We start from the raw sequence: 19,060 nt of genomic DNA, 5'->3' as shown, positions 1-19,060 counted from the left end.
ACCCTGCTTCCCTGACGCGGATCATTCAAGCGTCAATCGCAAGCATGCGCAGGCATAGCCAGTCAGCGGAATGACCCCCACCATTCCGGAAAGCAACTCAGGGGCGGGCGATGGAGCAGACCCACACTTCCCACAACGGCACGACGGCGACCCAGGGCGCGCAGCGCCGGGTGCTGGTGGTCGAGGACGACCCGACCATCGTCGACGCCATCGCGGCCCGCCTGCGCGCCGAGGGCTTCCTCGTGCAGACCGCCGGCGACGGCCCGGCCGCCGTCGACACCGCCGAGGCCTGGCAGCCCGATCTGCTGATCCTCGACATCATGCTGCCGGGCTTCGACGGGCTGGAGGTCTGCCGTCGGGTGCAGGCCGCCCGTCCGGTGCCGGTGCTGATGCTCACCGCGCGCGACGACGAGACCGACATGCTGGTCGGGCTCGGTGTCGGCGCCGACGACTACATGACCAAGCCCTTCTCCATGCGGGAGCTGGCCGCGCGGGTGCACGTGCTGCTGCGCCGCGTCGAGCGGGCGGCGCTGGCCGCAGCGACGCCGCGCAGCGGCATCCTGCGGCTCGGCGAGCTGGAGATCGACCACGCGCAGCGCCGGGTGCGGGTGCGCAGTGAGGACGTCCACCTCACGCCGACCGAGTTCGACCTGCTGGTGTGCCTGGCCAACACCCCGCGCGCGGTTCTCTCCCGGGAGCAGCTCCTTGCGGAGGTGTGGGACTGGGCGGACGCCTCGGGCACCCGGACCGTCGACAGCCACATCAAGGCGCTGCGCAGGAAGATCGGCGCAGAGCGGATCCGCACCGTGCACGGTGTGGGCTACGCGCTGGAGACCCCGACGCCATGAGTGGCGGGCCGCCCGCGCGGTCAGGCCCCGGGAAGGAGCCCTGGGGCAGCGTCCGCCCGTTCTCGATCAAGACGAAGCTGGGCACTCTCGTCGTCATCGCGGTCCTCATCACCACCGGACTGATGATGATCGCGATGCGCACGGCCACCGAGCTGCGCTTCATCACGGTCTTCTCGATGATCGCCACGCTGCTGATAACGCAGTTCGTGGCACACTCGATCACCGCGCCGCTGGACGACATGAACGCGGTCGCCCGCTCCATCTCGCACGGCGACTACACCCGCCGGGTGCGCGAGAACCGCAGGGACGAGCTGGGCGACCTCGCCCAGACCATCAACCGTATGGCCGACGACCTGGAGGCGCAGGACCGGCAGCGCAAGGAGCTGGTGGCGAACGTCTCGCACGAGCTGCGCACGCCCATCGCCGGTCTGCGCGCGGTGCTGGAGAACATCGTCGACGGCGTCACGAGCGCCGACCCCGAGACCATGCGCACGGCCCTGAAGCAGACCGAGCGGCTCGGCCGGCTGGTGGAGACGCTGCTGGACCTGTCCCGGCTGGACAACGGCGTCGTACCGCTGCGCAAGCGGCGCTTCGAGGTGTGGCCGTACCTCTCGGGCGTCCTGAAGGAGGCCAACATGGCCGTGCCCGCGCGCGCGGGCATCGCCTCGGGCTCCGGCAGCCACACCCGCACGGACGTCCATCTGCACCTCGACGTCTCACCGCCGGAGCTGACCGCGCACGCGGACCCGGAGCGCATCCACCAGGTTGTGGCGAATCTCATCGACAACGCGGTCAAGCACAGCCCGCCGCACGGCCGCGTGGTCGTGAAGGCCCGGCGCGGCGCGCTGCCCGAGTCGCTGGAGCTGGAGGTGCTGGACGAGGGTCCGGGCATCCCGCCCGCGGAGTGGCACCGCGTCTTCGAGCGCTTCAACCGGGGCGGCGCGGGCGCGTCCAACGGCCAGGGCGGGGACGGCGGTACGGGTCTGGGGCTCGCGATCGCCCGCTGGGCGGTCGATCTGCACGGAGGCCGGATCGGAGTGGCCGAATCCCAGCGGGGCTGCCGGATTCTTGTCACCCTTCCGGGAGAGACATCCGTGCCAAGTTGACGTAAAGTCCGAACCGGAGCCTCAAGATCCATCCGCGGCGGCGCTGCCGGACCCGTGTGATCAGGCACCCGCCCACGCGCACCGCGTGCTGGGCTTTCGTCGTCGCATCCGGACCCGCCCGCACGCGCCCGCCACACAGCGGAACCTCGCTTGTTTCCCGCCATTTCCAGCCCCGAAACACGGTTTCCGGTGTGACTTACGCGACGATGACCTTGCTCGGCCTGACCTGACCGGCCATGGGGGCGTAGCCTTTATTTCCGCTGTCCATCACCTTGTGAAGCGGAAGAGGGCGGTTGCCGCCGTGTCGCCACAGTCCCCCAGTAACTCGAGCGTCTCCACCGAGGACCACGGGAAGAACCCCGTAGCCGCGTTCGGTCCCAACGAGTGGCTCGTCGACGAGATCTATCAGCAGTACCTCCAGGACCCGAACTCGGTCGACAGAGCCTGGTGGGACTTCTTCGCCGACTACAAGCCAGGGGCGGCCGCCACCCCTGCTCCCGCGGAGACCACCTCGGTGGCTCCGGCGCCCGCCGCGCCCCCGTCCGTGCCCGCGCCGGCCCAGGCCGCCCCCGCGGCGCCCAAGCCCGCGGCCGCCGCCCCGGCCCCCGCGAAGCCGGCCACCCCGGCCCCGGCTCCGGCCGCGCCCGCCCCGGCGAAGCCCGCGGCCGCCGCCCAGCCGGCCGCCAAGGCGGAGCCGGCCGCCCCCGCGGACGGCCCCGAGCTGGTGACGCTGCGCGGCCCCGCCGCCGCCGTCGCGAAGAACATGAACGCCTCCCTGGAGCTGCCGACGGCCACCTCGGTCCGCGCGGTCCCGGTGAAGCTGCTGTTCGACAACCGGATCGTCATCAACAACCACCTCAAGCGCGCCCGGGGCGGGAAGATCTCCTTCACGCACCTGATCGGCTACGCGATGGTGCAGGCCATCAAGGCCATGCCGTCGATGAACTGGTCGTTCGGCGAGAAGGACGGCAAGCCGACCCTGATCAAGCCGGCGCACGTCAACCTGGGCCTCGCCATCGACCTGGTGAAGCCCAACGGCGACCGTCAGCTCGTCGTGGCCGCCATCAAGAAGGCCGAGACGCTGAACTTCTTCGAGTTCTGGCAGGCCTACGAGGACATCGTCCGTCGCGCCCGCGACAACAAGCTGACGATGGACGACTTCACCGGTGTCACGGTCTCCCTGACCAACCCGGGCGGCCTCGGCACGGTCCACTCCGTGCCGCGTCTGATGCCCGGCCAGTCGGTGATCATGGGCGTCGGCTCCATGGACTACCCGGCGGAGTTCCAGGGCACCAGCCAGGACACCCTGAACAAGCTCGGCATCTCGAAGGTCATGACGCTGACGTCGACCTACGACCACCGGGTCATCCAGGGCGCCGCCTCCGGCGAGTTCCTGCGCGCCGTCGCGAACCTCCTCCTCGGCGACAACGGCTTCTACGACGACATCTTCGAGGCGCTGCGCATCCCCTACGAGCCGGTCCGCTGGCTCAAGGACATCGACGCCAGCCACGACGACGACGTCACCAAGGCCGCCCGCGTCTTCGAGCTGATCCACTCCTACCGGGTCCGCGGTCACGTCATGGCCGACACCGACCCGCTGGAGTACCGCCAGCGCAAGCACCCCGACCTGGACATCACCGAGCACGGCCTCACCCTGTGGGACCTGGAGCGCGAGTTCGCCGTCGGCGGCTTCGCCGGCAAGTCGATGATGAAGCTGCGCGACATCCTCGGCGTGCTGCGCGACTCGTACTGCCGCACCACCGGCATCGAGTTCATGCACATCCAGGACCCCAAGCAGCGCAAGTGGATCCAGGACCGCGTGGAGCGCGGCCACACCAAGCCGGAGCGCGAGGAGCAGCTGCGCATCCTGCGCCGGCTGAACGCGGCGGAGGCCTTCGAGACCTTCCTGCAGACCAAGTACGTCGGCCAGAAGCGCTTCTCCCTCGAGGGCGGCGAGTCCGTCATCCCGCTGCTGGACGCGGTCCTCGACAGCGCGGCGGAGTCCCGCCTGGACGAGGTCGTCATCGGCATGGCCCACCGCGGCCGGCTGAACGTGCTGGCCAACATCGTCGGCAAGTCCTACGCGCAGATCTTCCGCGAGTTCGAGGGCAACCTCGACCCGAAGTCGATGCACGGCTCCGGCGACGTGAAGTACCACCTGGGCGCCCAGGGCACCTTCACCGGCCTGGACGGCGAGCAGATCACCGTCTCGCTGGCCGCGAACCCCTCCCACCTGGAGACGGTCGACCCGGTCATCGAGGGCATCACCCGCGCCAAGCAGGACATCATCAACAAGGGCGGCACGGACTTCACCGTCCTGCCGGTCGCCCTGCACGGCGACGCGGCCTTCGCGGGCCAGGGCGTGGTGGCCGAGACCCTGAACATGTCGCAGCTGCGCGGCTACCGCACCGGCGGCACGGTCCACATCGTCATCAACAACCAGGTCGGCTTCACCGCGGCCCCCGAGTCCTCGCGTTCCTCCATGTACGCGACGGACGTGGCCCGCATGATCGAGGCCCCGATCTTCCATGTGAACGGCGACGACCCCGAGGCCGTCGTCCGCGTCGCCCGGCTGGCCTTCGAGTTCCGCCAGGCGTTCAACAAGGACGTGGTGATCGACCTCATCTGCTACCGCCGCCGCGGTCACAACGAGTCGGACAACCCGGCCTTCACCCAGCCGCTGATGTACGACCTGATCGACAAGAAGCGCTCGGTGCGCAAGCTGTACACCGAGTCCCTGATCGGTCGCGGCGACATCACCCTGGAGGAGGCCGAGCAGGCCCTGCAGGACTACCAGGGCCAGCTGGAGAAGGTCTTCACGGAGGTCCGCGAGGCCGTCACCTCCCAGCCGGCGGGCGGCCCGGTGTCGGACCCGCAGGCCGAGTTCCCGGTCTCCGTGAACACCGCGATCTCCACGGAGACCGTGAAGCGGATCGCCGAGTCCCAGGTCAACATCCCCGACACCTTCCACGTCCACCCGCGTCTGCTGCCGCAGCTGCAGCGCCGGGCGGCGATGGTCGAGGACGGCACGATCGACTGGGGCATGGGCGAGACGCTGGCCGTCGGCTCCCTGCTGCTGGAGGGCACCCCGGTCCGGCTGTCCGGCCAGGACTCCCAGCGCGGCACCTTCGGCCAGCGCCACGCGGTCCTCATCAACCGCGAGACGGGCGAGGAGTACACCCCGCTGCAGTACCTCGCCGAGGACCAGGCCCGCTACAACGTCTACAACTCCCTGCTGTCCGAGTACGCGGTCATGGGCTTCGAGTACGGCTACTCGCTGGCCCGCCCCGACGCCCTCGTGATGTGGGAGGCGCAGTTCGGCGACTTCGTCAACGGCGCGCAGACCGTGGTCGACGAGTACATCTCGGCGGCGGAGCAGAAGTGGGGCCAGACGTCCGGCGTCGTCCTGCTCCTCCCCCACGGCTACGAGGGCCAGGGCCCGGACCACTCCTCGGCCCGTGTGGAGCGCTTCCTGCAGCTCTGCGCCCAGAACAACATGACGGTCGCCATGCCGACCCTCCCGTCGAACTACTTCCACCTCCTGCGGTGGCAGGTGCACAACCCGCACCACAAGCCGCTGGTGGTCTTCACCCCGAAGTCGATGCTGCGCCTGAAGGCCGCCGCGTCGAAGACGGAGGAGTTCACCTCGGGTCAGTTCCGGCCCGTCATCGGCGACTCGACGGTGGAGGCGGCCGCGGTCCGCAAGGTCGTCTTCGTCGCGGGCAAGCTGTACTACGACCTGGAGGCCGAGCGGGCCAAGCGCGGCGTCAACGACACCGCCATCATCCGCATCGAGCGCCTGTACCCGCTGCCGGGTGCCGAGCTCCAGGCGGAGATCGCGAAGTACCCGAACGCCGAGAAGTACCTCTGGGCCCAGGAGGAGCCGGCCAACCAGGGCGCCTGGCCGTTCATCGCCCTGAACCTCATCGACCACCTGGACCTGGCGGTCGGCGCGGACATCCCGGCGGGCGAGCGCCTGCGCCGGATCTCCCGCCCGCACTCCTCGTCCCCGGCGGTGGGCTCGGCCAAGCGCCACCAGGCGGAGCAGGAGCAGTTGGTGCGCGAGGTGTTCGAGGCGTAGGCCCCGACGGCACCGCGGAAGGCCCGGCCCCCTCGGACAACGGGGGTGCGGGCCTTCCGGCTGTCCGGGACAGCGTGGCGTCAGGCCGGCTGCGGCTCGAACTCCCAGTAGGGGCGCACCCGTTCGCGGGCCGAGACGGTGTGGATGTGCTGGGGGCCGAGAGTCGTCGCGAGCCGGCGCAGCGCGTCCTGCTCCAGTGGATCGGCCTCGTCGCCGCGCTGGGCGTCGCGCAGGTCGCAGGCGAGAGCGACCTGGGCGGTGAGCGTCATCGGGTGGTCCTCGCCGAGGACGGCCCGGCAGCCGTCGTAGGTCACCACGGACAGGGCGTACGCCTCGGCGAACCGCCGGGTGAAACTGCGGCCGGCCGAGGCGTTCACGGCACAGCCCAGGGTCCAGGGGTGGCGGGAGCCGAGCGCGTTGTCCATGCCGACGAGCGCCTGCTCGCACAGGCTGTGCGCCTCCTCCCGCTCGCCCTGGGCGCGCAGTACCAGCCCCAGGTTGCTGACCTCGCCGAGGTAGAAGGGGTGGGCCAGGCCGAGCTGGCGGTGGTAGGCGCTGACCACGTCCTCGGTGATCCGCCGGGACTCCTCGAGGCTGCCGTACTCGCGCAGGTAGGTGGCCAGGTCGGAGGCGATCATCAGCGTGGCCGGGTAGTCGTTGCCGAAGACGCGTCGGCTGCGTTCGTAGACGTCCTGCAGGGCGTCGCCGGCCCGGTTGAGGTCGCCACTGCGGCGCCGGCACAGGGCGAGGTTGTGCTCGGCGAGCAGGGTGAGCGGGTGGTTCTCACCGAGCAGGGCCCGGTTGAGCCGCAGGCTCTGTTCCTGGTGGGACAGAGCCTCGCCGTAGCGTCCCATCAGACGCAGGCCGAGCGCGCACGAGATGCCGGAGCTGAGGGTGTTGAGGTGCCGGGCCCGCAGCACCCGCTCCCGGCGGCGCAGGGTGTCCAGGTCGAGGTCGTAGGCCTGCTGGTAGCGCCCCAGCAGACGCAGCGCCACGGCGAGGTTGTTCTGGGCGGCGAGGGTGGTGGCGTCGTCCTCGCCGAGCAGGGCGCGGTAGGTCGACCAGCAGTGCTCGAACAGCTCGTGCGCGGTGACGTACTTGGCGGTGCGCATCAGCACGGACCCGAGCATGCTCATCGCCCGCAGGGTTTCCAGGTCCCGCTCCCCGCGCTTCTCGGTGAGCTGCTCCACCATGCGCCGGCTGAGCTGCTCCGCCCGCCGGAACTGGCCGAGCATGCGCAGCGCGGCGCCGAAGGTGTAGCCGAGTTCGCGGACCTGGGCGTGGTTGTCGCCGAGCTTGGCGCGCCACTGGGCGTCGGCCTCCTCGCACAGGGGGAGGCAGGTGCGGTACTCGCCGCTGAAGTTGAGGAAGCGCAGACAGCGCAGCACGAAGTTCTGGATCTCGGGGTTGCTGCTGGTCAGAGCACCAGAGGGAGCCAGGTGCGGGATGAGCTCGGCATACCGGGGCCAGTTGCGGGGTTCCTCGGGGCCACCGGGGTCGGCCTTGGCGAGCACCCGCCGCACGGCCCGCTGCAACTGCACCGCGTCGTCGGAGGCGACGTCCTGCCGTACCACCTCGTAGACCATGTTGTGGAGCTGTACGGTCTCCACGCTTCCGCCCGCGTCCACCGAGTGCTCGGAGTACTCCAGGCCGGCCACCGAGAACTGGACGAGCTTGTTCAGTGCCGCGTTCCACCGGACCTGGTCGTTCATCAGGCCGGTGTACTCCTCGGGCAGGTCCGTCGCGGGGATCTGCCGCAGCAGCCGCAGCGGGACCCGCCCCGGGGCGAAGAACACGCACAGCCGCAGCAGGGCGCGGGCGTCGGGGAACTCCTCGCGGATGCTGTTGAGGAGTATGGCGATCGACTGCGGGAACGGGGTGGGGAACTCCTCCGAGACCCGCAGCATGTCCGGTGCGTCCAGGCGCCGTTTGAGCAGCTCCAGATAGGCGGGGACCGTCATCGGCGAGTCGGCCAGCCAGCCCGCGGTCTGGTCCAGGGCGAGGGGGAAGTCGCCCAGCGCGCCCGCCAGTTGCTCGGCCTCCTCGGCGCCGAGCCGCAGGGCGCGCCGGCGGATGAAGATCACGCTCTCGCGCCGGGTGTAGACGGGTACCTCCACGAGCTGGGTGTTGCGGACGGCCCAGTCGCGGTTGCGCGAGGTGATGATGACGTCGCCCGCGCCGGACGGCAGCAGGTCGACGAGGATGTCCGGCTCGTCGCACCCGTCGAAGATCATCAGCCAGCGGTTGTAGGGGCGGCCCTTGCGCAGCGCCTCCAGGGCGGTGCGGATGCGCTCGCCGTAGCTCGACGCCTCGGCCCCGAGCTGGAAGGCGGGGGCCAGGTCCGCGAGGCGTTCGCGCAGGCTGGCCCGGTCCTCGGCGGACACCCACCACACGACGTCGTACTCGGAGGCGTACCGGTAGGCGTACTCCGCCGCGATCTGGCTCTTGCCGACGCCGGACATGCCGAGGAGGGTGACGACCTTGGCTCCGGGCGGTGCCTCCTGGAGCTGGTCCCGCAGCCGGTCCATGACCTCGATGCGGCCGGTGAAGCGGGGATTGCGGCGCGGTACGCCGCCCCAGACCTCCGGCGGGTCGTTGGGGAAGCGGGGGCCGCGGCGGCCGCTGCTCACGCCGAGGTGCTCGACCGGCAGGCCCAGCCTGCGCAGCACCCGGAACTCGGCCTCGCGGGCGTCGATGCCCCACAGTTCGACGGGCTCCAGGGCGGCGCTGGCGCCGGGGGTGCTGCCGCTGGTCAGACTGACCCCCACGTAGCGGCCGGGGTGCCGCTCGGTGACCGCGCCGAGGGCCTCGTTCCACTGCGCGGTGGTGTGACCGCCGCGGCTGAAGTACCGCTCGCTGAGCACCATGATCACCTTGCCGCTGGCCCGGCCCAGGTCGGTCAGGGCGTCGGTGAGCGTCGCACTGGCCAGCGGGTCCAGGGGCCGCAGGGTGATGCGGTGGCCGTGCTCCTCCAGACGGTGGCCGATCCACCGGGCCCAGGTGCGGTCGTAGCCCACATAACTGACCAGGAAGTGCTGCGGCTCGGCGTCGTTGTCTGCTGCTGCCCTAGTCACTGCCGTCTCTCTTCGTCCACACGAGTTGCTCGCGTCCGTCGTGTCCTGCCCTGTCGGCGTTCCGTTCAGCGGATTAACGCCTGGTGAATGTGTCGGCGTTCCGGCGTCGTTTCTTGATCGGTGATGCGCGACCGGCTCTTCGGGGCGTGCCCCGGCGGTCCGAATCCGCGTTCCGTGGCCGCCATGGCGAGGGTGAACTCGCGCCCCGCTGGGGTGAGATGGGCCGACCCGACCAGATCGGGCAGGACCGCGGCGACCTGCTGCCGGTAGCGGATGTGCGCCTCCCAGGCCCCCGTCACCCCGGCGAACGCGGCGCGAGCCCACCAGTCGGCCAGCGCGAGGTGGGCGTACGCCCCCTGCAGCACGCCCTCGAAGGGGCGCGGGTCGGGACGCCACGGCACCCGGTGGCGCGGCTCGGGGTCCGCGGTGTGCAGCCGTACCAGGTCGCTCAGGGCGGCGAGTTTGCCGTGCTGCACCTCGTGGACCAGCGCCGCGGCCAGTTCGCCCCGGGGACGGGGCCGCAGGAGCACGGCGCCGTGGGCGGCGGGGGCCGTCGCTCCCGCCGTGGGCGAGGTGCGGGCCAGCGGTACCACGCAGGACAGGAGCGTGCGGATCTCCTCGGCCCGGGCCGGGTCCACGCGCTCCAGGACCGCCAGGGCCCCGGTGAGGCGCGCGTCCCAGCGGGCCTGGCCGCCGGGGCCGAGACGGCGGGACGGACGCAGCGAGGCCGAGGGGCGGGGGGTGCGATAGGGGTCGAGGTCGTCGAGGACGACGGCCGGGTCCGCGATCCGGTGCAGGGGCAGGGCCTCGGTGCCTTCCGGCGGCTGCCGCCAGGACGTACCGGTGACGGTGAGGGCACCGGGCCGGTCGCGGCGCAGCGCGCCGAGCGCCGGGAGCGTGAGGAGCCGGCCTCCGGTCCTGAGCAGCAGGGTGAAGTCGAGGCCCGCGCTCAGTGCCGCCGAGGCGGCCAGCGCCCCGAAGTGGGCGAGGTCGGTGGGCGCCTCGGAGCGGGGGGCGTGCAGCCTGCGCAGGGTCTCCTCGGCCCAGGTGCCGATCGTGGGGTGGTGGAGCACGGTGTGCACGGCCCCGGGCGCCGTGCGCTCGGCCTCTTCCAGCAGCGCCCAGTGGTCGTGGCTCTCGCCACCGCGGGGCAGGGCGTCCAGGATGCCGCGTAGCAGCAGAAGGCGCTTGCTGTGGCGGGCGGTGAGCAGCAGACCGGCGGTGTACGCGTCGGGGGCTGTGGTGCCGAGCTGCCGTAACCGGGCCGTGGACACCTCCAGGCGGCGGGCCCCGCGTGCGGGCCGTGGCGGGGCGGCGGTCAGCATGGCAGTGCTCCCGCCCGTGGCTGCGCCTGCGGCGTGGGGCGGGCCGGTACGGCGGCGTGCAGTCGAGCGGCGATGTGCCGGATCAGCGCGTCGAGTTCGGCGCAGTAGACCGAGGGGTTGGCGAAGCCCTGGCCGTCGCGGAAGCGGTGGACGTAGTGGCCGCCCCCGCAGACGGCGACGAGGTCACAGGCCTGGCAGACGGGGGCCAGGGCGTCCGTGCCCAACTGCCGGGCGACGAAGCCGGGATGGTCCAGCGCCTCGTCGAATCCGTCGCGGGCGACGTGCAGTCCGGTGTGCGTCGCGCCCTCGTAGGCGGACTTGAGGGCGTCCGTCAGCTCGATCGCTCCGTCGGTCTCGACCACGGCCGTCACCGAGGCGGCCGGACCCAGTACCTCGGTGCCGGTGGGGAGGCCGAACAGCAGCGCGATCACTTCTTCGAACAGCCGTATCCGGGTGCGCCGGCGCCCGGCCCCCCACCAGTGGTCGAAGACGGCGAGGAGCCAGTCCGCGTAGGGGGTCCGGCCGGGCCGCCGGCCCGGTGGCGGGCTGCTCCAGTTGGCCAGGGGCAGCCGCAGGTCGAGGGTGGGCGGCGCGAACCGCAGCAGGGACTCGTAGGTCTCGACGGGATCCTGTTCGAGGTCGACGACGCTGAGCAGCCCGGCGAACACCTCCGGACGCCCCGAGAGCAGCCGCAGCCCTCGCGCCGCCGCCGGCCAGGAGGGGCGCCCGGCGTGGTCGACGCGCCGGGCGTTGTGTCCGGGGCCGCCGTCCAGACTGACGCCGACCCGGATCCCCGCTGCGGCGAGCGCGTCGAGGCGGCCGGCGGTCAGCAGGGTGGCGTTGGTCTGCACGGTGACCGACAGGGCGCAGTGGGCCGGCAGCCGCTGCCGTAACCGCCGGACCAGCTCGGCCAGTTCGGCGGCCGGGGTGAGCAGGGGCTCGCCGCCGTGCAGGACCAGGTCGACGCCGGGCAGGCGGTGGCGCCGGGCGTGTTCGGCGATGCGACGGACGGTCAGGGCGCGGGTCGCGGCGTCCATGACGGGTGGCCGCTCGCGCCAGGTCGCGTCGGCCATCGTGTAGATGTAGCAGTAGGTGCAGGCCAGGTTGCAGCGGCTGTTCACCTTGAGCACGAACTGGCGGAACGGCCGGGCCCGCCGGCCGGCGGCCCTCAGCGCCGGCACGTCCAGCGCCGCGTAGGGCCAGGGCGCGCGAGCGAGGTGCGTCGCCCACCGGTCCTGCTGCTGGGCCTCCATGTCGTGCCCTCCCCGTCGGGCCCTCCCCCGGGCCTGTGTGGCATGCTGCGGCCGGTCGGCCCTCAGCCCGCTTTCTGGTCGTACTCGGCCAGGACGCCGGCCGGATCGGTGACCCGCACCAACAGGTCCTCGATCACTTCGGCCAGTACCGGGTGGTCCAGCCCGCGCAGGGCGGCCAGATCGACCCCGGAGAGGTCCACCAGTCGGCCCGTGCCTGCGGTCGCGTCGTCCACCGCGACCGCCGAGTCGTTCGGGTCCTTCATCGGTTCGGCTCCTTTTCCGGCTGTCCCGTGCCTTCTCCCCCTCCGCCCAAGGCAGGAAACGGCACCCGGGGCCAGCGGCCGGGTCAGGGCGTCTGCAGGGCGCGGATGCGTTCCTGAAGTCCCACTGTGTCCAACTCGTACGCCTCTGCCGCCCTTTCGGCCCCTTCCGTCGCTTCCCCGTCCGGCTGAGGTGCTTCCGTCTCCGCCTCGGTCCACAGGTCCAACGCGATGCGGTAGGCGTCCAGGGCGCCGCGCGGCCGTCCCATCCGCTCCAGGACCTGCCCCCGCAACTGCTGCAGCCGCGCCGCGTACCGCAGCCCCTCCCGGCGCCGCTCCCCGCCCGCGTCGAGCGCCGCCCGCCAGGCTCTGCGGTAGGAGTCGGCGGCGTGCTCCAGCCATCCGAAGTCGGCCGTCCTGTCGTGGAGTTCCAGCTGCACGTCGCCGTGCTCCCGCCAGGCCCGGGCGCGCAGCAGCGGGTGGCCGGGGGCCTTGGCGGCGAGGGAGAGGAGATGCTCGGCCTCCCAGAGGTCGACCATGTCGCGTTCGTGACGGTAGCGCAGCCGCAGTCCGCGGGCGAGGGCCAGCAGCCGCCGCGCGGACTCGGGGTCGGTGCGCGGCAGCGCCGCGCGGCTCTCCCGCAGCACCTGTACGGCCGTGGAGACATGGCCGGCGCCGTGCGCGGTCGCGGCCAGCTCCAGCAGCGTCTCGCCCCACTCCGGCAGCAGGTCCGCGTACCGGTCGTCGTCGCGGGCGGCCAGCGGCCGGGCGGCGGCATAGGCGGCGGCCGCCGCGTGGAGATCGGCGGGGTCCCGGCCGGTGGCGTAGCGGGCGCGGTGCACGCGGGCCGTCCGCATCAGCACCGCCAGCCGCAGCGGCTGGTCGCCGGTCGCCTCCGTCAGGGCCCGTCGGAGGTGGTCGAGCGCCTCGTCGGTGCGGCCCGGGACCCGGCTGAGCGCGTCGGCCAGGTCCAGCCGGGCGCGGGCCCGTCGGGTGGCGGGGGCCTCGGGGTCCAGCACGGCGAGGCCGACGGCCAGTTGGTCGGCGGCGGCCTGGGCGGAGGCCGGCTGCGGGTCGGCTTCGGCGAGGGCGAGCAGCACCTGGCCGAGGACGAGGTGCAGGGTGCTGTCGGGTTTGCCGCGCTGGCGTCCCTCGCGGCGTTCGAACTCCTCCAGGGTGGCCACCGCGTCCCTCAGATAGCCCGGCGCGCCCTGCAGACGGTGCAGTCGCAGCAGGATCTCGGCCCGCCGCACGGCGCAGTCCCGGCCGAGTTCGTACTCGACGCCCTCGGTCACGCAGACCGCGGCGAACTCCTGCTCCGCCTCGCTCAGCGCCTGCGCCGACGGTGCCGGGCGGGCGGCGAGCGCCTGCTCGTACAGGACCTGTCCGAGCACGGCGCGCGCCCGCACCATCCCGGGTACGGCCGTCACCCGGCGCAGCACCGTCTCGGCCTCCTCGAGCAGGCGCGGGTCGTGCTGCACGGCCCACAGTTTCAGCAGCACCCGGCCCAGCTCGAACCGGACCTCGCCGCCGGGCCCGTTCCCGGGCACGTCGTCGCGCAGTCCCTCCGCGGCCCGGCGGAGCACCGCGGCCGCGGTGTGCAGTCCGTTCTGGTTGCCGTCGCGCTCGTAGTCGGCGACGAGGGTCCGCGCCGTCTGCACCGGCCAGGCCAGGTCGGTGGCGGCGGGCGAGGCGTCCTCCCCGACCGGCGGCTCCTCGCGGACGGGCTCCAGGAACCGCCGGACGACCGCGGCCGGGACCTCGGCGAAGGGCCGGGGCACCGGCACCTCGGCGGCGGCCGGCTCCGGCCGGGGCAGGTGCCCGGCCCGGTCCAGCTGGGCGACCGCGAGCGCCGGGAAGTCCCGCGCGCCGCGGCCGAAGTGGCGGCGCACGTAGTCGGAGCAGTGTTTGAGCACCAGCCTGGCGTCGTCGCGGTCGAGCGGGCCGAGGAGGACGTCCCGCACGCCGGGCACGAACTCGTACCAGTCGCCCGGCTCCTCCCCACTGCGCCGCAGCAGGCCGCTGAGCAGCACCTCGGCCAGATCGGAGGGGCCGGAGCCGGGCAGCATGGTGTGCTGCACCATCCGCATCACCGGCAGCACCAGCGGGGCCGCCGACAGGAACACCGCGAGGTTCATCGCGTGCGGCGAGGCGGTGGAGCGGAACCGGCTGACGAGCTCCTCCGGGCCGGGCTGCGGGGCGTCCACCTCGGGCGTCGGCGCCGCGGGGTGGTCGGCGTGCACGCGGCCCGTCGCGGCCGGCACCGGGCGTCCGCCGAGGCCGGCGAGAAGCCGCGCCCAGGCCCCCATGGCCATCGGGCTCGGCGGCAGCATCGGCACGCAGCGGCCGCCGGTGCGGGCCGGGCCGCGGGCCAGGAACCGCAGGGGCACGCCCCGGCCCTCGCCCCGCTGCAGGGTGCCGGGCTCGGCGGGCAGCCAGGTGCGGCTCCACAGCCGGTGCGGCAGCGGCTGCACGAGCACGGTCGGCGAGTACTCCGTCCAGCGGTGCACCATGCGCTGCGCCCAGCCCTGGCGCCACAGCGGTCCGGTGCAGTCGGTCATGAGCAGCGTCAGGGAGCGTCCGGACGGGTCGCGCAGTTGGTCCGCCGAGCCGCCGACGCCGTTCGGGTCGGGGCTGCGGCCGAGGAAGGCGGTGCCGTCCGGGCGGCTGTGCAGGTAGTGGGCCTGGATGTCGCGGAAGGCCCCGATGCGCTCGAAGACGCGGCGCAGTTCGGCGAAGAGCTCGCGCCAGACGACCATGGACGGCGACGCGTCGAGCACCAGGTGCAGCGTGGCCTCGCGTCGCCCCTCGGGGCGCAGTACGGGCACGACCAGCCCCATGGCACGGGCGCTGGCGTCCGCGGTGGCCTCCTCGTCGAGCACCAGGCGCCGCGGCGGAGCGGGCAGTTGGAGGCGCTGCAGCGGCCTCAGGGCGCGCTGGAACTCCAGGTGGCCCGGCAGCGCCGGTGGTGCCGGCGCGCGCACCTGGACCGCCGGGGGCGTGCCACCGGCCGCCCTGGAGGGCGGTCCCGGGCCGCGGCCGTCGGCGAAGAGCGAGACGGCGGCACGGTGGCGCGGCGGACGGCGCGGTACTGCGTCGTCCTGGGCCGAGGCGTCCTCGTCCCCCACCGGTTCCCTGCCGGTGATGGTCTCGGCGGCGGAGGCGGGCGTGACGGACGTCGCCGCCTGTGGGGACGGGGTGAGGTGAGCGCCGAGCCACAGGGCGTCGGCCAGCTCCTGGGCAGTGGTCTGCAGACCGGTCGCGTGCAGCAGCCCGGCCAGTTTCGCGATCTCGTCGGGAGCGCCGCTCACCGGGCCACGTCGCCTTCGGTCGGCGCCTGCCGCCCCGGCGTCCCCGCCCGATCGCCGCTCATCCCCCTCACCTGGCCCGGTCGAGTCGCTGGACGAGCAGATCGGCGAGGCTCTCCCGGGTCGGCGGGGCCGCGTAGTGGGTGAGGAAGATGGCGTTGAGCAACTGATCGGCTGCTATCACCTCGTGCTGGGCGCGGGCCAGGAACTCCCGTATCAGGTCGTTGCCTCGCTCCGCCGCCTCGTCGCCGAGGTGGGCCTTGACCATCGCGCTCAGCCGCTTCTCGTCGGGCGGGGCCAGCTCCAGGTGGATGCAGCGGCGCAGCAGGGCCGCCGGGAAGTCCCGTTCGCCGTTGCTGGTCAGCACGATGAACGGGAAGGCACGGCAACGGATCCGGCCGCCGCGCACGGCCACCTTGCGGCCCTCGTCGGTCAGGACGTGGACCTCGGGCTCCCGCTCGGCCACCCGCTCCAGTTCGGGGATGGCGAACTCGCCCTCCTCCAGGACGTTGAGCAGGTCGTTGGGCAGGTCGATGTCGCTCTTGTCCAGCTCGTCGACGAGCAGGACACGGGGGCGGGCCCCGGGCAGCAGTGCCGTGCCGAGGGGGCCCAGGCGTATGTAGTCGCCGATGCCGGGCACGTGTTCGGGGCGGCCCGCGTTGGCGGCGATCTGGACGTCCTGGAGGCGCGCGATGGCGTCGTACCGGTAGAGGCCGTCCTGCAGGCTGCTGCGCGAGACGATGGGCCAGCGCAGCACCCTGCCCAGTTTCAGTTCGTGGGCGACGGCGTGCGCCAGGGTGGACTTGCCGGTGCCGGGGCGGCCGGTCACCAGCAGGGGGCGGCGCAGGTAGAGCGCGGCGTTGATGACGTCGAGTTCCTCGGCGTCCGGGCCGTCCAGGCGCACGTCCTGGCGCCGGCTGCCGAGGCGGCGCAGCGTGGCGTTGTCGCCCTCGTGCGTCGTGGTTTCCGGTGGCGCGTCGTCGTCCGGTGGTTCGTCGGCGGGCGCCCCGCCGTCGAACGCGCGCCAGGGCGGTGGCGCGGGCAGCCGCTCGATGCCGTCGTGGGGAACGCCGACGCCGCGGTAGATGAGCCATTCGTTCATGTCCTGCTCCTCGTGGGTGAGCGGCGTGTGGTGCGGCGTCCCGGCCGCGGGTGCGGCTGCGTCACAGGTCTCCGTTCAGGGGTGCGCCGGAGGGGAGCGGATGGTCGGGGTCGTCGTAGACCAGCCCCACCCCGAGCGACCAGTAGGCGTCGTACTCCTTGGTGAACGCCTCCGAGCGGACCTGTCGCAGGCGGGCCGGCAACTGCCAGGCTCCGGCGGCGCGTTCCAGTTCCCGCTGTACTCCGCGGTGGAAGCCCGCGCACGCCCCGTCGGCCGAACCCGGCGCCGGTCTTCGGCACACGGCCACCGCGTACCCCGTTTCCCGGACGGCGTGCAGGGTGCCCAGGGTGGGCTGGGCGTCGGCGCCGCGGCAGTGCACCGGCACCGCGTGTTCGGCGAGCCGGTCCAGCCAGTCCTGGTCCACGGTGCGCGGCCGGCCGCCGGCGCAGTCGACCGGCTGGCCCTCCAGCGGGCCCTCCCGCAGCCGGTTCCAGCGGGCCCTGCTGCGCTGCAGCGCCCGCTGGGCGACGGCCAGGGAGCTCGGATACCTGAGGACGACGGGCCGCTGGACGCCGAGCGGTTCGCCGTCGCTGACCTCCCACTCGTCGACGGGCAGGGTGAACAGCTCGGGCAGCACGGCGACATCGAGGCGCGCCCGGTGCTCGTCCCCGGCGTCGACCGACCGGAACGCCTGGACGAGGGGATCGCGCAGTCCGGTCCGCAGATCGTCCTCGGTGGCGGCCTGGCCGTTGTACATCGGCTCGGCCCGGCCGCCCCGGCGCAGTACGGAGACCTGCCAGGTGTACGTCCCCTCCCAGGTGTCCCGCCAGGCCTCGAGCAGCACGGTGGGCGCGTGCACCACCGCGTCGGGATCGGCTCCGGCGCTGTCGGGGACCGGCCGGGCGGGCGCGGGCGGACTCGGCAGGCCGCCCGCCGGTACGGCCCGGCGCACAGCGCGCTGCTGCTGGAGAGCGGCGTACCGGTCGGCCATCTGCCGGCGCAGTGCCCGGCTGTGCCGGCCGGCGAGCTCGAGCACCACCTCCCACAGCCGCTCCTCGAGGTCCGGCGCGGGCGGCCGCGGGTGCTCGAGTGCCGCCACGGCCGTCACGTACCGCAGCACGGTGGCCGTCTCGTCGCCGCCCGGCGGGTCGTAGAGCATGCCCATGCCGTCGCGCCAGGCGAGCGGGGCCGGGCACAGGCCCGAGCCGAACTCCTCGCCACGGGAGGCGTCCACGAGGCGTTTCGCCACGTCGGCGCCGGCCGGCGGCGGCAGTTCCGCGAGCAGTCCCAGCAGCGTCGCCCGGTCGTCGGGGGCGAGCCCGCGACGCCCCGCGGGCCGGCACTCGCGCTGCAGTTCGGCCCAGCCCGGTACGGGTCGGGTGTCGAGGTGACGGTCGAGGTGGTAGCGATCGTGCGCGCGGATGATCTCCTGGTAGCGGGGGGCGGCGCGCACCTGGGTGACGGTCACGGCGAGGCCGCCGCCCCCGGCGGTGCGCCGGGCCTTGACGACGCCGATCACCTCGCCGCGGCGGAGGTCCACCACGGGGCCGCCGGACATGCCGGGTTCGATCTCGTCCGCCGTCCCGAGCCGGGCGAAGGCGCCGCGGGCCGCGTCCCCGATGAGGGTGGTGCGACGGCCGGTGATCTCCGGCTCGCCGAACTCGTCGGTGCAGCCGAAGTACGCGACCTCCTGGAAGCGCGGGCGGGGCCGGTCGCTGAGCCAGACGCTGGCGTGCGAGACGGCGTCCCGCACCCGGACGAGCGCCAGGTCGGGGGCGGCCCAGGGGCCTTTGCGGTCCTCAGGCTCCGTCGGCAGCAGCCACTCGACGAGCCCGGTGGTGGTTCCGGGCGTGCCGTTGTCGTCGGTGAACGAGATGCCGACCTCGCTGCCCACGAGCCTCACCCCGTCTTCCCCCCTCACGGCTGTCCCGTCGGTCCGTACCCCTTCGCCGATCACGTGGGCGCAGGTGATCACCCACCCGGGGGCCACGAAGAAGCCGGAGCCCCAGGTGTCGTCCGCCCCGGGTTGTGCATACCCGGGGCGGTGCGCGTGAACGCGCACACAGGCGGCGAGGATGGAGTGTTCGAGGACCTCGTAGGCGTACGCGGGCTCGGGCGCAGGCGAGTCCGGTATGGCGTCCTCCCGCACTACTCGCCCTCGGGCGGCGTGGGATCGCCGGGCCGCTGCCCGCCCCGCCAGGTCAGCTTCACGGTGACGCTGGCCTTGGCCTCGGAGTTCGCGAGCAGCGAGACCACCGCTCCCGCCTGGACCGAGAGTTCCACCCCGAACGAGACCGACACCTCGTCGGGCCGCACCGCGGCCGTCGCGTCGCGCAGGGCGACCGCGACGCCGTGCACCAGGTCGTCCAGGCCCTCGACGCCGCGGGCGACCCGGTCGGCGAAGCGGCCGGAGTCCGCGTACTTGCCCTGGGCGGGTACGGCGGGCAGCGACGCTCCGCCTGCCATCCGCACCAGGACGGGTCTGCCTCCGATGTCGAGCCGCACGACGTCGTCCTCGTGCGCCGTCTCCAGACCGGCCATGGCTTCGTCCCCTCGCTCCGGCCACCCCCGTGGCAGCGGCCCCCGCTCCACCAACCATCCCTGGAAACAGCAGGGTTGGACTCTCCAGGCTAGCCCCCGGGTGTTTGTCTGAGGGAGAGAACGTCACCACCCGTTTATGCTGGCGGCAACCGGACCATCGCC

Annotated in this window: 11 protein-coding genes; 3 read left to right on the top strand and 8 right to left on the bottom strand. The window is 73.1% G+C overall.

The genetic code is table 11. The features are described 5' to 3' along the window. Positions 1 to 110 precede the first annotated feature (110 nt). The 3 genes from ACIRVK_RS01740 (at position 111) to ACIRVK_RS01730 (ending at position 6,035) form a co-directional block, all read left to right on the top strand. Positions 111 to 848 carry a response regulator transcription factor gene (locus ACIRVK_RS01740; RefSeq protein WP_404242847.1) on the top strand — a complete coding sequence of 246 codons (738 nt, stop codon included), beginning with the start codon at positions 111 to 113 and terminating at the stop codon, positions 846 to 848. Beyond that, positions 845 to 1,954, top strand: coding sequence for an ATP-binding protein (locus tag ACIRVK_RS01735; protein WP_404242845.1), 1,110 nt, complete (start codon positions 845 to 847; stop codon positions 1,952 to 1,954). Before ACIRVK_RS01740 ends, ACIRVK_RS01735 begins: the two co-directional genes overlap by 4 nt. Positions 1,955 to 2,255: 301 nt before the next feature. Next, positions 2,256 to 6,035 (top strand): multifunctional oxoglutarate decarboxylase/oxoglutarate dehydrogenase thiamine pyrophosphate-binding subunit/dihydrolipoyllysine-residue succinyltransferase subunit, encoded by a 3,780-nt coding sequence (locus ACIRVK_RS01730; RefSeq protein WP_404242844.1) that lies wholly within the window; start codon positions 2,256 to 2,258, stop codon positions 6,033 to 6,035. A gap of 80 nt (positions 6,036 to 6,115) precedes the next feature. Here ACIRVK_RS01730 and fxsT read toward each other — a convergent pair whose 3' ends face one another. From fxsT to ACIRVK_RS01690, 8 genes are all read right to left on the bottom strand, one after another. Beyond that, a complete protein-coding gene (fxsT, locus tag ACIRVK_RS01725) occupies positions 6,116 to 9,109 on the bottom strand; it encodes an FxSxx-COOH system tetratricopeptide repeat protein (protein WP_404242842.1) in 2,994 nt (997 codons plus the stop codon). 65 nt (positions 9,110 to 9,174) lie between these two features. After that, positions 9,175 to 10,434, bottom strand: a complete 1,260-nt coding sequence (locus ACIRVK_RS01720) for an aKG-HExxH-type peptide beta-hydroxylase (RefSeq protein ID WP_404242840.1) — start codon at positions 10,432 to 10,434, stop codon at positions 9,175 to 9,177. After that, on the bottom strand, positions 10,428 to 11,687 hold the full coding sequence (locus tag ACIRVK_RS01715) for an FxsB family cyclophane-forming radical SAM/SPASM peptide maturase (protein ID WP_404242838.1): 1,260 nt from the start codon (positions 11,685 to 11,687) through the stop codon (positions 10,428 to 10,430). The genes ACIRVK_RS01720 and ACIRVK_RS01715 overlap by 7 nt, the downstream gene beginning before the upstream one ends. Before the next feature lie 62 nt (positions 11,688 to 11,749). Beyond that, positions 11,750 to 11,950 carry an FxSxx-COOH cyclophane-containing RiPP peptide gene (gene fxsA / locus ACIRVK_RS01710; protein ID WP_404242836.1) on the bottom strand — a complete coding sequence of 67 codons (201 nt, stop codon included), beginning with the start codon at positions 11,948 to 11,950 and terminating at the stop codon, positions 11,750 to 11,752. An 83-nt stretch (positions 11,951 to 12,033) separates the two neighbouring features. Beyond that, entirely contained in the window at positions 12,034 to 15,258 is a 3,225-nt protein-coding gene (locus ACIRVK_RS01705; protein ID WP_404242834.1) for an SAV_2336 N-terminal domain-related protein, read from the bottom strand. A gap of 67 nt (positions 15,259 to 15,325) precedes the next feature. After that, positions 15,326 to 16,357 carry an AAA family ATPase gene (locus tag ACIRVK_RS01700; protein WP_404242832.1) on the bottom strand — a complete coding sequence of 344 codons (1,032 nt, stop codon included), beginning with the start codon at positions 16,355 to 16,357 and terminating at the stop codon, positions 15,326 to 15,328. Positions 16,358 to 16,418: 61 nt separating this feature from the next. Beyond that, positions 16,419 to 18,506, bottom strand: coding sequence for a trypsin-like peptidase domain-containing protein (locus tag ACIRVK_RS01695; RefSeq protein WP_404242830.1), 2,088 nt, complete (start codon positions 18,504 to 18,506; stop codon positions 16,419 to 16,421). After that, positions 18,506 to 18,898: a CU044_2847 family protein gene (locus ACIRVK_RS01690; RefSeq protein WP_404242828.1), complete on the bottom strand. Its 393-nt coding sequence runs from the start codon at positions 18,896 to 18,898 to the stop codon at positions 18,506 to 18,508. The genes ACIRVK_RS01695 and ACIRVK_RS01690 overlap by 1 nt, the downstream gene beginning before the upstream one ends. Between the last annotated feature and the right edge of the window lie 162 nt (positions 18,899 to 19,060).

Origin of the sequence: Streptomyces sp. NPDC101152, from assembly GCF_044768275.1 — a bacterium.
GTDB lineage: Bacteria > Actinomycetota > Actinomycetes > Streptomycetales > Streptomycetaceae > Streptomyces.
Note: the sequence above shows the minus strand (reverse complement) of the source record. Positions and strands in the feature narration are given on the sequence as shown.